Genomic DNA, 17,220 nt, shown 5'->3' with positions numbered 1-17,220 from the left:
TTATAATCACAATATCCAAGGTGGAAACCGCAATATACGATAGTAGTATCGCAACAAAAGCCATTCATATAGATATACTAAAAGAATTTTTGGGAAAATTGAGCATTTTTAAGTTTCAAAATCTTGCTATTGGGAATATAATACTGTATTCTTAATTTAGAAATTAATTTTTTTTAAGTACATGGGACAAAAAAAGTAGTGGTGGGACAAAAACGTCACAGGTAGTTGGGATGTGAAAAATGGATTCGTTATTACAGGCTCAGTTAAAGTTAATGCCTGAGATGAGTATCTTGTTACAGAAAAGATATCGAATACTTCAAATGATTCAATTATCTGCTGGGTCCGGCCGTCGAGTAATCGGTGAACTTTTAGGGTTGTCGGAAAGAGAAACTAGAAAAGAATTAGACTTTTTGCGCAATCAAGGATTCATTGAAATATCGAGAGATGGAGCTAGTATAACTTCTTCTGGAAATGATTTATTGATAGAGCTTAAAGAAGTTGTACGAGAATGGTCTGGTAGATTGCAGCTCGAACAATCACTTGCAAGTTATTTAAATATAAAAGAAGTGATAATTGTTCCGGGAAATGTAGATACTAATACGAATACTGCGTTGCTCCAGTCAAAAGAAGCAGCAAAATATTTGGAAAGTATATTATCAGATGAGTCCATCATTGCTGTTACTGGCGGAACAACGATTGCTTCCATTTCGAACTATGTTCATCAAACTGACAAGTGGAAGCAACTATTATTTATAGCTGCAAGAGGTGGGGTTGGTAAGGATGTTCGACTTCAAGCTAACACAATAGCCTCACTATTTGCGAACAAAATGAATGGTTCTTATCGAACATTATACATGCCAGATAGCTTAAGTGAAGAAGCTTATTCTACGATGAAAAATGAACCATTTATAAAAGAAATGATGGATTTATACGAACGAACTAATATCATCATTCATGGTATTGGGGACGCACTTGAGATGGCTCACCGAAGAAATTCTAGTGTAGAAGAAATGCAACGCTTGAAAGAAATTGGTGCAGTTAGTGAAGCTTTTGGGTATTACTTTAATAACCAAGGGGAAGCTGTACACAGAATTCGCACGATTGGTGTACAACTCAAGCAATTAGAAAATATGGAGCATCTTCTGGCAGTAGCTGGGGGCACAAAAAAAGCAAATGCTCTACTTTCATATTTTAAGCAAGCACCAGCCCAAACGGTTTTAGTAACCGATGAAGGTGCCGCACAAGAAATGATGCAAATAATTGAACAAAACAACTAGGAGGAATTTAAAATGACAGTAAAATTAGCGATTAATGGTTTTGGACGTATTGGACGTAAAGTATTCAGAGAAGCTTTAGAACAAACAGAGATTGAAGTAGTAGCGATCAATGACTTAACGGATGCTGCAATGCTTGCTCATTTACTGAAATATGATTCAGTTCACGGAATCTTCAATGCAGAAGTTTCTTCTGAAGGAGATTACCTTGTAGTAAATGGCAAAAACATTCGCGTATTCGCTGAAAAAGATCCTGCAGCATTACCGTGGAAAGAACAACAAGTAGATATCGTTATTGAGTGTACAGGAATTTTCAGTACAACTGATAAAGCTAGCAAGCATATTGAAGCTGGAGCTAAAAAAGTAATTTTATCACAACCTGCTAAAGACGATATGCCTACATTCGTTATGGGTGTAAATGCTGATCAATACAACCCAGCAACTGACCATGTAATTTCAAACGCTTCTTGTACGACTAACTGTTTATCACCAATTGCAAAAGTTTTACAAGATCAATTTGGTATCAAACGTGGAATGATGACAACAATCCATTCATACACAAATGACCAACGTATTTTAGACTTACCGCATAGCGATTACCGTCGTGCTCGTGCAGCAGCAGAATCTATGATTCCTACAACAACAGGAGCAGCTGCAGCAGTAGCTAAAGTACTTCCTGAGTTGAAAGGGAAATTAGATGGTATGGCAGTTCGTGTACCAACTCCAAACGTATCAATCGTAGACTTTGTTGCTGAATTAGATAAAAACGTTACAGTAGAAGAATTGAATGCAGCTTTAAAACAAGCTTCTGACAATGAGTTAAAAGGAATCTTGGATTATAATGAACTTCCATTAGTTTCTAGAGACTATAACGGAAATACAGCTTCATCTACAGTTGATGGACTTTCTACTATGGTACTTGAAGATAATTTAGTAAAAGTATTAGCATGGTATGACAATGAATCAGGATATTCTGCACGTTGTATCGACCTAGCACTACTTATGGCTAATAAAGGACTATAAGATTTTCGTATTTGACTAGGAAAGACACATAAGATGAATGTGATTTTACGTGGCGAATCGATAGAATTACCTCTATAATAAAAGAGGGTAAAGGAGCCAGGGATTACCCCTAGCTCCTTTTTTTAACAGAATATCTGTCTAGCTACAGCGCCTAGCCCACAAGATGTGGGGCAGTTAGTCATTGCGACACGATGTCACGAACATAAATTGACGTCTAAAACGTAGGCGCTTGCGCTTTTCAGAAATATAAGGAGGCTTATCTCATGAAGGTAAAACAAACAATGAGCGATGTAGCTTTACAAGGAAAACGTGTATTTTGTCGTGTAGACTTCAATGTACCAATGGAAGATGGAGCAATCACAGATGATACGAGAATTCGTGCAGCATTACCAACGATTAATAATTTAATCGAACAGGGTGCTAAAGTAATTCTTGCTAGTCATATGGGACGTCCTAAAGGTGAAGTAAAGGAAGATTTACGTTTGACTAAAGTTGGAGAGCATTTAGCAAAACTTTTGGATAAGCCAGTAAAAAAACTAGATGAATCTATTGGAGGAACTGTAGAGAATGCAGTTTCAGCTATGAATGATGGAGACATCTTATTATTAGAAAATGTTCGCTTTCATGCAGGTGAAGAGAAGAATGATGCGGAACTAGCAAAGTCCTTTGCAAAGCTTGCTGATGTTTATGTTAATGATGCATTTGGTGCAGCACATCGTGCACATGCTACGACAGAAGGTATCGCAAAATTACTTCCTGCGGTTTCAGGGCTATTGATGCAAAAAGAGTTGGATGTATTAGGCAAAGCTTTAGCAGATCCTGAGCGTCCTTTTACTGCCATTATTGGTGGTGCAAAAGTAAAAGATAAAATCGGTGTAATTGATCATCTATTGGACAAGGTTGATAATATTTTAATAGGTGGCGGCCTTTCTTATACATTTACAAAGGCACAAGGGCATGAGATTGGTACATCTCTTCTAGAAGAAGATAAACTGGACCTTGCAAGAGGCTTCCTTGAAAAAGCAAAAGAAAAAGGTGTTTCTTTCTATTTGCCAGTAGATGTAGTAGTTGCAGATGAATTTTCAAAGGATGCTAAAACAAAAGTAGTAAATATCGATCAAATTCCTTCTGATTGGATGGGATTAGATATTGGTCCAAAAACAAGAGAGCTTTATGCGGACGTTATTAAAAATAGTAACCTAATTATTTGGAATGGACCTATGGGAGTATTCGAAATGGAAGCATTTGCAGAAGGTACAAAAGCGGTAGCAAATGCAATGACTGAAACAGCAGGTTATACGATTATCGGAGGCGGCGATTCTGCGGCAGCTGTAGAAAAGTTCGAAGTCGGCGAGAAAATGGATCATATTTCGACTGGTGGAGGAGCTTCCTTAGAGTTTATGGAAGGTAAGGACTTACCAGGAGTTACTGCTTTAAACGATAAGTAATGGAGGAGATGTCATATGCGTAAACCAGTAATAGCAGGGAATTGGAAGATGTATAAAACACTTGGTGAGGCAAAGGAATTCGCGCTTAAGTTAAAAGAACTACAAGTGGATAGCACAAAAGTTGATGCAGTAATCTGTGCTCCAGCGCTATTTTTAGATCAGCTTGTTCAAGCGACAAAAGGTTCATTCATTTCTATCGGTGCTCAAACAATGCACGAGGAAAAAGAGGGAGCCTTCACTGGCGAAGTTAGTGGTCATCAGCTGAAAGATTTAGGAGTAGACTATGTAGTGATTGGTCACTCTGAACGTCGCCAGTATTTCAATGAAACAGATGAATCGGTCAATAAAAAAGTAAAATCTGCATTTGAAAATAGCTTAACACCAATCATTTGTGTAGGTGAAACATTAGAGCAACGTGAACAAAATGAAACAGAAACTATTGTTTCCAACCAAGTAATGGCAGCAATTGAAGGATTAACAGAAGAGCAACTGATCCAGTCCATTATTGCTTATGAACCTATTTGGGCGATTGGAACTGGGAAAACGGCTACTGCAGAAGATGCAAATGACGTATGCCAAGCAATTCGTGAAACTATTTTAGATGGTTTTGGAGAAGAAGTGGCAAGTAAAGTTCGCATCCAATATGGTGGTAGTGTGAAACCTGAAAATATTGAAGAACTTCTTTCAAAGGAGCATATTGACGGTGCGTTAGTAGGAGGAGCAAGCCTGCAAGCAGATTCTTTTGTAAAACTATTGGAGGCTGGTGCAAATGCCTAAAAGTCCAGTAGCATTAATCATTCTTGATGGCTTCGGATTGCGTCATGAAACCTTTGGAAATGCAGTTGCTCAAGCAAACAAACCCAATTTCGATCGATATTGGAAAAGCTTTCCGAATGCAACACTTACAGCTTCTGGAGAAGCAGTTGGCTTACCAGAAGGTCAAATGGGTAACTCAGAGGTTGGTCATTTAAATATTGGTGCAGGTAGAGTAGTATACCAAAACCTAACTCGAATTCATAAATCAATTCGAGAAGGTGAATTTTTCTTAGAACCTAAGCTTTTAGCAGCTATTGAGCATGTGAAGCAAACAGGTGGGAAATTACACTTGATGGGCTTACTGTCAGATGGTGGCGTTCATAGTCACTATACGCATTTATTTGCTTTATTGAAGCTTGCAAAAGAACAAGGACTAGAGGACGTATTTGTCCATGGCTTTTTGGATGGTCGCGATGTAGGACCTCGAACTGCGGTTGGTTATGTAGCAGAAACAGAGAAACAAATGAAGGATATCGGTATCGGAAGGTTTGCTTCCATTAGTGGTAGATACTATGCAATGGATCGGGATCGACGCTGGGAAAGAGTTTTAATAGCATATAAAGCAATTGTAGACGGGTTAGGTAGAACAGCAGAATCAGCAACAGCTGGTATTTTAGCTTCTTATGAAGAGGATATTGTAGATGAATTTGTTGTTCCTTTCGTTATTGAAGAAGATGCGAAGCCTGCTGTTACGATTGATACAAATGATGCTGTTATTTTCTTTAATTTCCGTCCTGACCGCGCTATTCAATTATCGATGGCATTGAACACGCCATCCTTTGATAGTCTTCCTTTAAGTGACAAGCATCCAACGAATTTAAAATTTGTTACATTTACACATTATAGTGATGATGTTGTGGCAGATGTGGTATTCGAGAAAGCAGATCTCTACAACACAGTAGGAGAAGTTCTTTCAAAGCATGACAAAACACAATTACGTATTGCTGAAACAGAGAAGTATCCACATGTAACATTCTTTATGAGTGGTGGTAGAGAAGCAACCTTCCCAGGAGAAGAGCGTATACTGATCAACTCTCCAAAGGTCGCAACATATGATTTACAGCCTGAAATGAGCGCATATGAAGTAACAGATGCGCTGTTAGATGCAATTGCCAATGATCGCTTTGATGCAATTATCTTAAATTTTGCTAACCCCGATATGGTGGGACATAGTGGAATGCTAGAACCGACGATTAAAGCTATTGAAGCAGTAGACGATTGTTTAGGTAAAGTTGTCGATGCCATTTTAGCTAAGGGCGGACATGCAATTATTACAGCAGATCATGGTAATTCTGATGAAGTAACAACGATGGAAGGGCAACCAATGACAGCCCATACGACAAATCCTGTTCCTGTAGTTGTTACTGTTAAAAATGAAACACTAAGAAGTGATGGAATTTTAGCCGATTTGGCTCCAACCATGTTACACTTATTAGGGATAGAAACACCGCCTGAAATGACAGGTAAAACACTAATCGAAACGGAGAGTTAAAAATGCCAATTATTACACAAATTCAAGCACGTGAAGTATTAGATTCACGCGGTAACCCAACAGTAGAAGTGGAAGTATTTACAGAAAGCGGTGGATTTGGACGCGCAATCGTTCCGTCTGGTGCATCTACTGGTGAATATGAAGCAGTAGAACTTCGTGATGGTGACAAGTCAAGATATCTAGGCAAAGGTGTTTTAAAAGCAGTTGAAAATGTGAATAACATTATTGCAGCTGAATTAGAAGAGAATTACTCCGTGTTGGATCAGGTAGAAATTGACCATGCAATGATCGAACTAGACGGAACTGAAAATAAAGGGAATTTAGGTGCAAACGCTATTCTTGGTGTATCTATCGCTGTTGCACATGCAGCTGCAGATTACTTAGATATTCCACTTTATCAATACTTAGGTGGATTCAACTCGAAACAATTACCAGTTCCAATGATGAATATCGTAAACGGTGGAGAACATGCGGATAACAACGTAGATATCCAAGAATTTATGGTAATGCCAGTAGGCGCAGAATCTTTCCGTCATGCATTACGTATGGGCGCTGAAATTTTCCATAGCCTAAAATCAGTATTAAAAGAAGCAGGACTAAACACAGCAGTTGGGGATGAGGGCGGATTTGCTCCGAACTTAAAATCTAACGAAGAAGCTCTTTCTACTATCGTAACTGCGATTGAAAAAGCTGGATATAAACCAGGAGAAGAAGTACTTCTTGCAATGGACGTTGCCGCTTCTGAGCTATTCAACAAAGAAGATGGCAAATACCACTTATCTGGTGAAGGCGTTGTAAAAACTTCTGAGGAAATGGTTGCTTGGTATGAAGAGCTTTGCGAAAAATACCCAATCATTTCAATCGAAGACGGCTTAGACGAAAACGACTGGGATGGTCATAAACTATTAACAGAGCGTTTAGGTAACAAAGTACAATTGGTTGGAGATGATTTATTCGTAACAAATACGAAAAAATTAGCGCAAGGAATTGAACAAGGTGTAGCTAACTCAATTCTTGTAAAAGTAAACCAAATTGGTACACTTACAGAAACATTTGATGCAATTGAAATGGCAAAACGTGCTGGTTATACAGCAGTTATCTCTCACCGTTCTGGTGAATCAGAGGATGTAACAATTGCAGATATCGCAGTTGCAACAAACGCTGGCCAAATCAAAACTGGTGCACCATCTCGTTCAGACCGTGTAGCAAAATACAACCAATTACTACGTATTGAAGATCAGTTATATGAAACTGCTCAGTACCTAGGCAAAGAAACATTCTACAACTTAAAAAAATAATAAAACGAAGCAGTTAGCGAAAGTTGCTAACTGCTTTTTTTAATGCTAAAGAAAGTATAAAATTTCCTGAATTCAATGCTACTGCTGATTTCCGTTTCGGGTGGAAGCTTTCCACGGGCGTTGCCTCAGCCTCCTCGCTGCGCTGCGGGGTCTTCGCCTAACGCTTTTCCCGTTGGAGTCCCCACCTTTCACTTCAATCTATGTAGTGAGTATTTCTTAACGATAAGATTTAGCACAGGCTATCGTTAAGGTGAATGGATTACATTAAGTCTATGTAGGAAAATACAAACTTGTAATCGTTATTGTCTTCTATACTTGTTGAAGGAGTGAAAGAAAAAAAGTGGAAAGATTTCCCGTTTCGCAAGTAAAGTGCACAGGAGAGCAAGTATTTAAACTGTGAGCGCAAGTAAGTTATGGATGAAGGTAAGTAAACTTCTTGTGAACGCAAGTAACGGTCATATAAGAGCAAGTAAATAAGCTTCTAGCAACAACATAGAGGAGTCAGATTTTTTTAACTAAATATTTTGGCGATAGGTTGTCAATGTTCCTGTTTTTTGGTAAAATTATTTATGTTGTGAACGTTCTTATCAGGAGGTGGAATAAATGCACGCATTATTAATGACTTTACTTGTCATCGTTGCGATCGCATTAATCGTTGTTGTATTGTTACAATCAGGGAAAAGTGCTGGTCTCTCAGGAGCCATCTCTGGTGGGGCTGAACAACTTTTTGGAAAACAAAAAGCTCGAGGTATGGACTTAGTCTTACATAGAGTAACGATTGTACTTGCAGTTCTATTTTTTATATTGACTATTGCCGTAACTAAATTTTAATCCTAATCTTTTGATAGGATAATTTATTCTGGCGAGTGTATTATAGACCAAAGCCTTTTTGAATATAAAACAGATGCGAACCGCCTGACCGACTTCTGATTGGTTAGGCGTTTTCTTTTAAGTAAAATTATTTAAACATATATCAATTTAATTTTAAAACAAGTATTCCGTTGATTTTCGCTTCAGGCGCACGCTTTCCGCGGGCACGGCTTCAATCTCCTCGTCACTACGAAAACATATGCTCTTGCGGGGCTTTCAGCTCGCGCTATTCCCGCTGGAGTCGTCGCCTTACGCTTCAACCAACGAGAGCCGCTTAATAACGGAAGATTACATAAATATTTGTGTTTTATTCTTAAAATAAGTATTAATTACATTACATATGAAATATAAGACATTATTCGGGCATATTAAACTAATTAATGAAATAATTAGTATGGTGAATAATGCGAAAAGCTTATTATTGATGGAGGTTTTACATATGCGAATTTCAACTCCTAAGCCATTTTTCTTTGAAGCTGGAAAACGTGCCGTATTGCTGTTACACGGTTTTACTGGAAATTCCTCAGATGTTCGTATGCTTGGACGTTTTTTAGAAAAAAACGGATACACATCATTGGCTCCACACTACAAAGGACATGGTGTGCCACCGGAAGAGCTGTTGGAAACAGGACCACAAGACTGGTGGAAAGATGTCATGAAAGGATATGACCGACTAAAAGCAGCAGGCTATGAGGAAATTGCTGTTGCTGGATTATCACTTGGAGGAGTATTTTCACTGAAGTTAGGGTATACAGTACCTGTAAAAGGTATTGTCACGATGTGCTCCCCGATGACGATGAAAACGACGGATATTATGTTTGAAGGTGTACTAAAATACGCAAAAGAATATAAGAAATATGAAGGAAAATCCGAACAGCAAATAGAAGAAGAAGTAGAGGCTATTAGAAAAACACCGATGGAGACATTGGCTGAGCTAAGAGAATTTGTTTACAACGTCCGTGATCATGTAGATCATGTATACGCACCGCTTTTAGTAACTCAAGGGAATGAAGATAAGGTCATCGATATTACTTCTGCCAATTATATCTTTGAACAGGCAGAGTCCTTTGAGAAAAAACTAAATTGGTATGAGAACTCCGGGCATGTAATCACACTTGGCCCAGAAAAAGAACAATTACACGAAGATATATTAAACTTTTTAGAGTCGCTCGATTGGAATGTGTAAAACAGTTCAAATGTGCACACGCTGAAAAAGGAGGGATGTTAGATGGAAAACATGAAAGAACAATTACTCGAATTACTAAACACAGAAGAATATAAACCATTAACAACAAAAGAGTTAGAACAGCATTTTAATCTGGTAGATGCAGATGATTTTAAAGAACTAGTGAAAACGCTTGTTCAAATGGAGGAGCACGGTTTAGTCGTACGCTCTAGATCCAACAGATATGGGATTCCTTCCCGTATGAATCTAATAGTCGGGAAATTCATAGGACATGCAAAAGGATTCGGTTTCGTTACCCCTGAAGAGAGTGGAATGGATGATATATTCATCCCCCCAACGGAAGTAAACGGAGCAGTCAACGGAGACAAAGTACTTGTACGAGTTTCCAAGGATTCATCGGGAGACCGCAGAGAAGGTTCTATTATTAAAATTACCCAACGTGGCATGACGCAAGTTGTTGGAACATTCCAAGACAATAAAGGCTTTGGATTTGTTATACCAGACGATAAGAAGGTCCCTATGGATGTATTTATCGCTAAAGGAGATACATTAGGAGCGATTGAGGGGCATAAGGTAGTCGTAGAAATTACGGAATGGCCGAATGAAAGAAAATCCGCTACTGGGATGGTAACGCAAATCCTAGGTCACAAAAATGATCCAGGCGTCGATATACTTTCTATTATTTATAAGCATGGAATTACGATCGATTTCCCAGAAGAAGTGATTAACCAAGCAGAAGCTGTTCCAGATCAAATTGATGAGAAAGACTTAAACGATCGTAGAGATCTTCGAAATGAAGTAATCGTAACAATCGACGGAGCAGATGCTAAAGACTTGGATGATGCAGTAACTGTTACAAAAAATTCTGATGGTACATATAAACTTGGCGTCCACATTGCTGACGTAAGTCATTATGTAACGGAAGGATCTCCATTGGACCGTGAAGCATATGACCGTGGAACAAGTGTATATTTAGCTGACCGAGTTATTCCAATGATTCCTCATCGTCTGTCCAACGGAATTTGTTCATTAAATCCGCAAGTAGATCGTTTAACATTATCCTGTGAAATGATTATTGATGGTTCAGGTATGGTTACCTCTCATGAAATTTTCCAAAGTGTTATCCGAACGACAGAAAGAATGACGTATTCGGATGTATATAAGATTGTAGAGGAGAAGGACGAAGCGTTAATAGAACGTTATAAGGACTTAGTGCCAATGTTCGAATTAATGGCTGAACTTGCAGAAGTTCTTCGTACGAAACGTGAGAGACGTGGAGCAATTGACTTTGATTTCCCGGAAGCGAAAATTATTGTCGATGAAGATGGCTGGCCAACAGATATTGCAACAAGAGAACGTACAGTTGCAGAGCGTCTGATTGAGGAGTTTATGCTTGCTGCCAATGAAACAGTCGCTGAGCATTTTAAATGGATGGATGTACCTTTCATCTACCGTATTCATGAAGATCCAAAGCCTGAAAAACTAGAACGATTCTTTAATTTCTTAACGAACTTTGGAATAGTTGTTAAAGGTACCGGAAATGAAGTTCATCCAAAAGCGTTACAGGAAATTATCGAAAACATTGAAGGAATGCCAGAAGAACCGGTTATTTCTACAATGCTTTTACGTTCATTACAGCAAGCGAAATACTATGCTGAATGTCTAGGACATTTTGGTTTATCAACCGAATTTTATACACACTTCACGTCACCAATTCGTCGTTATCCGGATTTAATCGTCCATCGTTTAATACGTACTTACTTGGTAAATGAAGACGTGTCACAGCCTACCATTAATCATTGGGGAGCTATAATGGACGATATTGCAGAGCATACGTCTAAACGTGAACGTCGCGCAGTAGATGCAGAGCGTGATACTGATGCCCTTAAAAAAGCGCAGTATATGGCTGACAAGATCGGTGAAGAGTTTGAAGGTATTGTTAGTTCCGTAACGAACTTTGGTCTATTTATCGAGCTTCCGAATACAATTGAAGGTCTAGTACATGTCACGAATATGACCGATGATTATTATCGTTTTGACGATCGTCAAATGATGATGATTGGGGAGCGTGCTGGCAAGCAGTTCCGTATCGGTGATGAGGTGACGGTACGAGTATCTGCCGTAAAACCAGAAGAAGCTTCGATTGATTTTGAAATCGTAGGGATGAAAAAAGCATTCCAACGTACTAGAAAAGAAACTCCAAAAGTTATACACGCATCCAAAAAGGGCAGCGGTGGTTCTGGAAAAAGAGAACAATCTCAGCCAGGCCCGAAAAAAGGACCAAAACAGAAACAAAAGTTTTACGAGTCCGTTGCGAAAAAATCACAACGCCGTAAACGTCCAAAGAAAAAATAAAAGAGCGATAATCAAATCGCTCTTTCTCAGTTTTTGAGGGGTGAATGAAATGGCTAAAAAGCATGACGACAAGGTACTTGCACAGAACAAAAAAGCAAACCATGATTATTATATTGAAGAAACGATCGAAGCAGGGATAGTTCTCCAAGGTACAGAGATAAAATCTATTCGTAATGGGAAGGTGCAATTGAAGGATGCTTTCATACGTATTCGCAATAACGAAGCATGGATCTCCAACATGCATATCAGTCCGTATGAGCAAGGAAATCGATTTAACCACGACCCGTTAAGAACAAGAAAACTATTGTTACACAAAAAACAAATCAGTACGTTAATCGGCGAAACAAAAAGAGATGGCTATACGATCGTGCCGCTGAAGATGTACTTGAAAAGTGGCTATGCCAAAGTATTGATTGGTTTAGGTAAAGGGAAGAAAGATTACGATAAACGGGATGTCTTGAAGAAAAAAGAGGCAAAACGTGATATCGAAAGAGCGTTTAAAGAACGTAATCAGTAAGACTGTAACCATAACTGGTAGAATGTCTCACTTGAATTTTGACCATATTTGATGTATAGTAAGCTATGTAACTAAGCTTACATTCCATAAACGGGGACGTTATGGATTCGACAGGGATAGTCTGAGCTTGAGTTGCGCGTCGGAGGCTCGGCTCCGTAAAAACGGAACTTATAACAACAGGCAAAACAAACAACAACTTAGCATTCGCAGCGTAAGCTCGGATCTGCTTTATCTATCCATCGTCCATGTGGCTAGGTAGAGCTCAACTTTAGTGGGATACGGTAGCCAGTGCAACTTGAGCTGTCTGCAAGAGATTTCCAAGTTAGCGTACAGGACGCCCGCTTATCGGCATAATGCTACGCGAAACTTTAAATAGGTAAGATACACGCGTAGAAGCTTAAGTGTTAGAGTTTCTGGACGCGGGTTCAAATCCCGCCGTCTCCATATTTTTCCAGTCGTTGAAACACACGATTGGTACGGTAATTTAATAGTATTCGGAGTGATAACGCTTGCTATACGCAGGTTCTTATCGCTACACAACCGACCTTCTAATCTAAACGATTGGAGGGTTTTTTGTTGTCTAAAAATAATCGGAGACATGGCGTATTCGCGGTAGAACAGCGTTTTGACGAGATTACATTACAAAGTACGAACAATAAACGCGATGTACTCGCTATAGCTGATGCGCTAAAAATCGTATTTAAACAGATGGAAATAGGCGGAAGTAGACCGCGTACCATTCAAAGCTACGAATATGTATTCAACGATTTTATTAAGCGGACAGGCTTACGCTACGTGGACGAAATCGACGCAAATAGTATTTACGATTATCTCAACGAGTTGCAAGTCGCTAACACTACGAAGCTACTACGACTGAAATCAGTCAAGGCGGTATTAAGCCGTTTCTTTGATAATCGGTGGATAGAGTATAAGTTTTGGCGGACGATTCAAATAAAAATAGATAAGAAAGTTAAGAAGGGCGCCAGCGAGAACGATATAGAAATACTACTTTCGTTAATCGACAAGTCTACGTTTATAGGATTCCGAGATACGGTCGCTATTATGCTTATGTATAAGACAGGTATAAGGATTCGGACGTTAGGAGAATTACGGGAGCGTCACGTAGATTTCGATAAACTCGTTTTAGATATGGACGGCGCGATATTAAAGAATCACGAATTTTTAAAGCTACCGATAGACGAGCAAATGGCGGGCTTGTTTCAGACACTTATCGAACTGAATAAAAAGATTCGCAAGCAATATAAGCAGCAGAATGACTTTATATTTATTACGCAGAACGGTCTAGGAATCAACGCAAGCGATCGTTCTAATAATGCCATATCGAAGCAATTAACGAAGTATTCAAGGACTTACGGATTTAAGAACATTAACGCCCATTCTATACGCCGTGCCTATGCGAAGAATTTACTGGAGAAGGGCGCAAACGTTGCTTTAATTAGTAAGGCGCTAGGTCATGCAAGTTTAGAAACGACTACGCAGTATTTAGATTTATCGAAGGAGGAAGTAGCACAAAGTTTACGAGATTATTTATAGACAAAAAAAGAAGGCAAGGTGTTGACGCACCCGACCTTCTAACTGAATATGAATACTTCGAAAAAGTATTTAATGTAATCTCATTTTATCAAAAAAAGTGAGAAAGGGCAAGGCTTATTTAAGTGTGCCTATTTTCGGAGTTGTTCTGTCGTGGTCGCCCAATAACACGACATTAATCGAAACTGGAAAGGTTGCCGGACCGTCGCAAATAACCGGATATATCGCTGTCAGACCGATTCCTTGTTTACGGTGCGATGAAATAGGTGAGCGCTACCTTTAAAGGCGCGGTATGGATCAACGGCTAGCTACGGCTAGGGTAATCATATTCAAGCGGACAAGCAACACGACTACCGCACATAACGGACGATGATGTTATGAGGATATGACAGACGAAAGTCTACAACTAAACAAGGGCGACTAGAAACTTCGGACATCACTATGACGCCTATCGCAGTTGTTACTTTATATCTCGCTTACTTTCGTAGTTTGCTAGATGTAAGGTAACACCTCTACGCCCATTTCTTGGAGCAAGCATCTAATCTGCCAAAATAGGGCGTTATAGTCAAGCGTAATACATATGAAAATCGTAATATATTTATAGAAATAACGGTAAAAATGACGTCCCGATTGATGACCACCCCGTCCATTGATCAGGACCATTGCCGAACCATACACCGCAAGGCTTCAAGACCGTTTTAAAATGTCCCGTTTGCTGCAACTTATACTACGTATAATAACCGTGGCGATATAAAAAAGACCCAACGCTATTACACGTCAAGCCTTCGTTTCTTCTTCAACAAGCGTTAGAATATCGTTAATATCAATGATGTTTAATACTTCCGCGATCCGCTCAATAGCATCTTTGGGATAGCGTTTCATCTTACCGTTTACCAGTTCGCTAATGGTGCGTTCTGTAAGTCCTGTTTCATCCGCAAGCCTTTTCTGATCATAGCCCTTAGATTGTAAGACATTCCGTAAATTTACTTTAATAATTCTTTTAGGCATCTAATAACCCTCGCTTCCTATTTCAGTATACAACAAAATATAATTACGGTAAATGTAATTTAGTTGTTGACAATTACGTTAAACGGAATTATAGTATAAATATAGGTTACGTTAAACGTAATTATAAAAATAGATAGGGGTAATGAAATGAGGTTGATACGAAAATTTGATAATTACTTTTTAGGTGCAAACGAAGGAAACTGGACGGATAGATTATATTTTTACGGGACCTATGCAGCTTGTATAACAATCGTAACTATTATCGCAATATAACTTAAAAGGGGCGGGATAAAATGAACGCAGTTACTCAATACGATATAGACGGAACGGCACTAGGGGTAAGTACAACGGTTACACTTACGGAAGGTATCACGGTCACATACTTCACGGAACTAGGAGCAAGCAAGCCACACGAAGTAGCTTTACGGATCGGGGATAGCGATTGTATTGAAATGAATTATTCCGAGGAACTGGCGGACTTATTCGCAAGAGTGGACGAAGTGCCTGCCGTTGAATTCCTTGCAACTTGCTACGCTAACTTATGGAGGCTGAAACAATGAAGGTAACGTTTGAAATATGGGGCGACAAGCTAGAGCGCTTTAAAGCACTAAAGGTAGCGATGGAAAAGGAAAGCAACAACGACTGGAAGCTAGACGAGGTTGTAATGGTCAGCGCGTTAGAAGGCTTATCGAAGTTAGAATCGCTATATCTTAATACATCAGACAAGTAAACAATACGCTTTAACGAACTAAAATAATAACGACTACGCCAATAGTCGAAGCTGATTCGTACCACAAGCCGCCATTTATATAGAACGATTAAGGACGTCTAGCCAGCGTTCTTTTTTGCATTATTAGGTATTTGGAATAATGTTCAAGGAATTTATTGTAAAATAGTAGGGAAAGAATTATAATTTGCGTATATACAAACAAAGGGGTGTAAGGGGAATGGAACTAGCGACATTAACGGTACAAAGGAAGAAAGACGGGCTAGGCGGAATCATCGGACGAGCAATCTCGCTAATGGTAGGCGGTACATTAACGCTGATAGGCGCGCTAGTATTTATTACGATCATCGGAATATTACCGGGGTTAGGCTTAATGATGATCGGCATACTAATGCTAGGCGCTGCAATAAAGAACTCGCAGACAGTCGTATGTCCCGAATGTAAAAAGAAAGCGAACGTACAGAAGGATAGTGAGGAATATAAATGCCTACGTTGCGAGAAAGTGATCATACTTAATTGGCAACGCTAAAGGCACCGCCTAACTGAATACGAAATAATCTGAAGCCCTACGCTTATTAGCCACAGGGCTTTTTTAATTTCCGAAAAGAATCTGCGAATTGCCTCCGAGTTAGGTGATTTCAAACGATATAACTTGGGTAGGGCGAAGTTTGTCCGCAGACACTACGTAGGGCGCCTATAGGTAACGGATGTATAAGAGAAAAGTAATTCCGCTACTTCGGCTATCGCCTTCGTATCGGGGATGTTTGTTATTGTTATTCAACGCTGGCACTTAAAGAATACGATACAAGATTGTATTAACGTATCCGCACTAGCTTTAGCTAGGGCAATGTCTTAGGTTGTTTACAACAAACGTTGATAGCGCTATATCTTTATATGTATTCTTCGATGGCACTTAAACAAAGTGATTAGACTGATATAGATACATAGGAAACGCCTAAAATCGCTGTAACCGTTGGGGGAGTAAGGCTAGAGGTTGTTTTGAAAGCGGACCTCAAGGGCTTGTAATTTTAAGATAAACGGACCTCAAGGGCTTATAATTTTTTGATAATTATATCACATTTTTAATATCACCTTATAGAATGGTGAAAAACACCTCGTTTGAAGGCTATACATATAGAGAGGTACATTCAAGTTTTACCATCTTTTGTGCCTTTACATTATGAGGGTACAAAGAATCAATTTTAACTAAGTGACCTCCTTTTTGGGGCGTCAGTTGGACTAGTATTATGTAAAGAAGTATTTTACGAAGCAACGTCATTAAAAGAGCAAAACGTCGGTACTAGTATATAGATGGTGTTAGTATATTTAATCGGTTTTAACGGCTATACATATAAAGATACATTCAAGTTTTACCGCTTCAGCTGGCTATACATACGTATCCAGCCTTATATGAGAAGTACTTACGTTTTACATCATTTTGCGCCTTACCTTATAGGAGCACCCTACATTTATAACGGTTAGTTATCTATGCTTATAGAGAGGTACTATCCATACTTTACGACGTTTGAAGGCTATACATTATAAGAAAGAATTTATTTTTAGTAGATGGTTGTTTTTTAACCGTTTAGTTACCTATAGGTGTGGAAAAGAATCGCACTTGTACAATGCACGAAATTGTATCAGGATAAGTGGAA

The 17,220-nt window shown here is 39.0% G+C and carries 16 protein-coding genes and 1 other RNA gene; 16 read left to right on the top strand and 1 reads right to left on the bottom strand.

The features are described from left to right. Positions 1 to 239: 239 nt before the first annotated feature. From MKY60_RS14710 to MKY60_RS14655, 12 genes are all read left to right on the top strand, one after another. Complete coding sequence (locus tag MKY60_RS14710; RefSeq protein ID WP_090566792.1) at positions 240 to 1,277, top strand: sugar-binding transcriptional regulator; 1,038 nt, start codon at positions 240 to 242, stop codon at positions 1,275 to 1,277. Between the two features lie 12 nt (positions 1,278 to 1,289). Next, complete coding sequence (gene gap / locus MKY60_RS14705) at positions 1,290 to 2,297, top strand: type I glyceraldehyde-3-phosphate dehydrogenase (RefSeq protein WP_090566796.1); 1,008 nt, start codon at positions 1,290 to 1,292, stop codon at positions 2,295 to 2,297. Positions 2,298 to 2,578: 281 nt separating this feature from the next. Continuing rightward, on the top strand, positions 2,579 to 3,745 hold the full coding sequence (locus tag MKY60_RS14700) for a phosphoglycerate kinase (RefSeq protein WP_445678009.1): 1,167 nt from the start codon (positions 2,579 to 2,581) through the stop codon (positions 3,743 to 3,745). Positions 3,746 to 3,760: 15 nt separating this feature from the next. Beyond that, entirely contained in the window at positions 3,761 to 4,522 is a 762-nt protein-coding gene (tpiA, locus tag MKY60_RS14695; protein WP_340930355.1) for a triose-phosphate isomerase, read from the top strand. Beyond that, positions 4,515 to 6,053, top strand: a complete 1,539-nt coding sequence (gene gpmI, locus MKY60_RS14690) for a 2,3-bisphosphoglycerate-independent phosphoglycerate mutase (RefSeq protein ID WP_241599058.1) — start codon at positions 4,515 to 4,517, stop codon at positions 6,051 to 6,053. Before tpiA ends, gpmI begins: the two co-directional genes overlap by 8 nt. 2 nt (positions 6,054 to 6,055) lie before the next feature. Further along, positions 6,056 to 7,351, top strand: a complete 1,296-nt coding sequence (gene eno / locus MKY60_RS14685) for a phosphopyruvate hydratase (protein ID WP_090566807.1) — start codon at positions 6,056 to 6,058, stop codon at positions 7,349 to 7,351. Positions 7,352 to 7,954: 603 nt separating this feature from the next. Continuing rightward, complete coding sequence (gene secG / locus MKY60_RS14680; RefSeq protein WP_090566811.1) at positions 7,955 to 8,182, top strand: preprotein translocase subunit SecG; 228 nt, start codon at positions 7,955 to 7,957, stop codon at positions 8,180 to 8,182. A gap of 478 nt (positions 8,183 to 8,660) precedes the next feature. Next, entirely contained in the window at positions 8,661 to 9,407 is a 747-nt protein-coding gene (locus MKY60_RS14675; RefSeq protein WP_340930353.1) for an alpha/beta hydrolase, read from the top strand. A 42-nt stretch (positions 9,408 to 9,449) separates the two neighbouring features. Further along, positions 9,450 to 11,762 (top strand): ribonuclease R, encoded by a 2,313-nt coding sequence (rnr, locus tag MKY60_RS14670; protein ID WP_090566817.1) that lies wholly within the window; start codon positions 9,450 to 9,452, stop codon positions 11,760 to 11,762. 49 nt (positions 11,763 to 11,811) lie between these two features. Continuing rightward, positions 11,812 to 12,279, top strand: a complete 468-nt coding sequence (gene smpB, locus MKY60_RS14665; protein WP_340930351.1) for an SsrA-binding protein SmpB — start codon at positions 11,812 to 11,814, stop codon at positions 12,277 to 12,279. 92 nt (positions 12,280 to 12,371) lie between these two features. Then, positions 12,372 to 12,726: a transfer-messenger RNA gene (gene ssrA / locus MKY60_RS14660) on the top strand. Positions 12,727 to 12,852: 126 nt separating this feature from the next. Continuing rightward, positions 12,853 to 13,833, top strand: a complete 981-nt coding sequence (locus MKY60_RS14655) for a tyrosine-type recombinase/integrase (protein WP_340930349.1) — start codon at positions 12,853 to 12,855, stop codon at positions 13,831 to 13,833. A 774-nt stretch (positions 13,834 to 14,607) separates the two neighbouring features. Here the strand turns inward: MKY60_RS14655 and MKY60_RS14650 are convergent. Next, positions 14,608 to 14,838 (bottom strand): helix-turn-helix domain-containing protein, encoded by a 231-nt coding sequence (locus MKY60_RS14650; protein ID WP_340930347.1) that lies wholly within the window; start codon positions 14,836 to 14,838, stop codon positions 14,608 to 14,610. Positions 14,839 to 14,985: 147 nt separating this feature from the next. Between MKY60_RS14650 and MKY60_RS14645 the strand changes: the two genes are divergently transcribed. From MKY60_RS14645 to MKY60_RS14630, 4 genes are all read left to right on the top strand, one after another. Further along, positions 14,986 to 15,111, top strand: a complete 126-nt coding sequence (locus MKY60_RS14645) for a hypothetical protein (RefSeq protein WP_340930346.1) — start codon at positions 14,986 to 14,988, stop codon at positions 15,109 to 15,111. Positions 15,112 to 15,131: 20 nt separating this feature from the next. Further along, positions 15,132 to 15,398, top strand: a complete 267-nt coding sequence (locus tag MKY60_RS14640; RefSeq protein WP_340930344.1) for a hypothetical protein — start codon at positions 15,132 to 15,134, stop codon at positions 15,396 to 15,398. Beyond that, positions 15,395 to 15,568 (top strand): hypothetical protein, encoded by a 174-nt coding sequence (locus MKY60_RS14635; protein WP_340930342.1) that lies wholly within the window; start codon positions 15,395 to 15,397, stop codon positions 15,566 to 15,568. The genes MKY60_RS14640 and MKY60_RS14635 overlap by 4 nt, the downstream gene beginning before the upstream one ends. A 184-nt stretch (positions 15,569 to 15,752) precedes the next feature. Beyond that, entirely contained in the window at positions 15,753 to 16,094 is a 342-nt protein-coding gene (locus tag MKY60_RS14630; protein ID WP_340930340.1) for a hypothetical protein, read from the top strand. Positions 16,095 to 17,220 lie beyond the last annotated feature (1,126 nt).

Source organism: Psychrobacillus sp. FSL K6-1415, from assembly GCF_038003185.1.
Taxonomy (GTDB): Bacteria; Bacillota; Bacilli; order Bacillales_A; family Planococcaceae; genus Psychrobacillus; species Psychrobacillus psychrodurans.
This window is presented reverse-complemented; position numbering and strand designations above follow the sequence as displayed.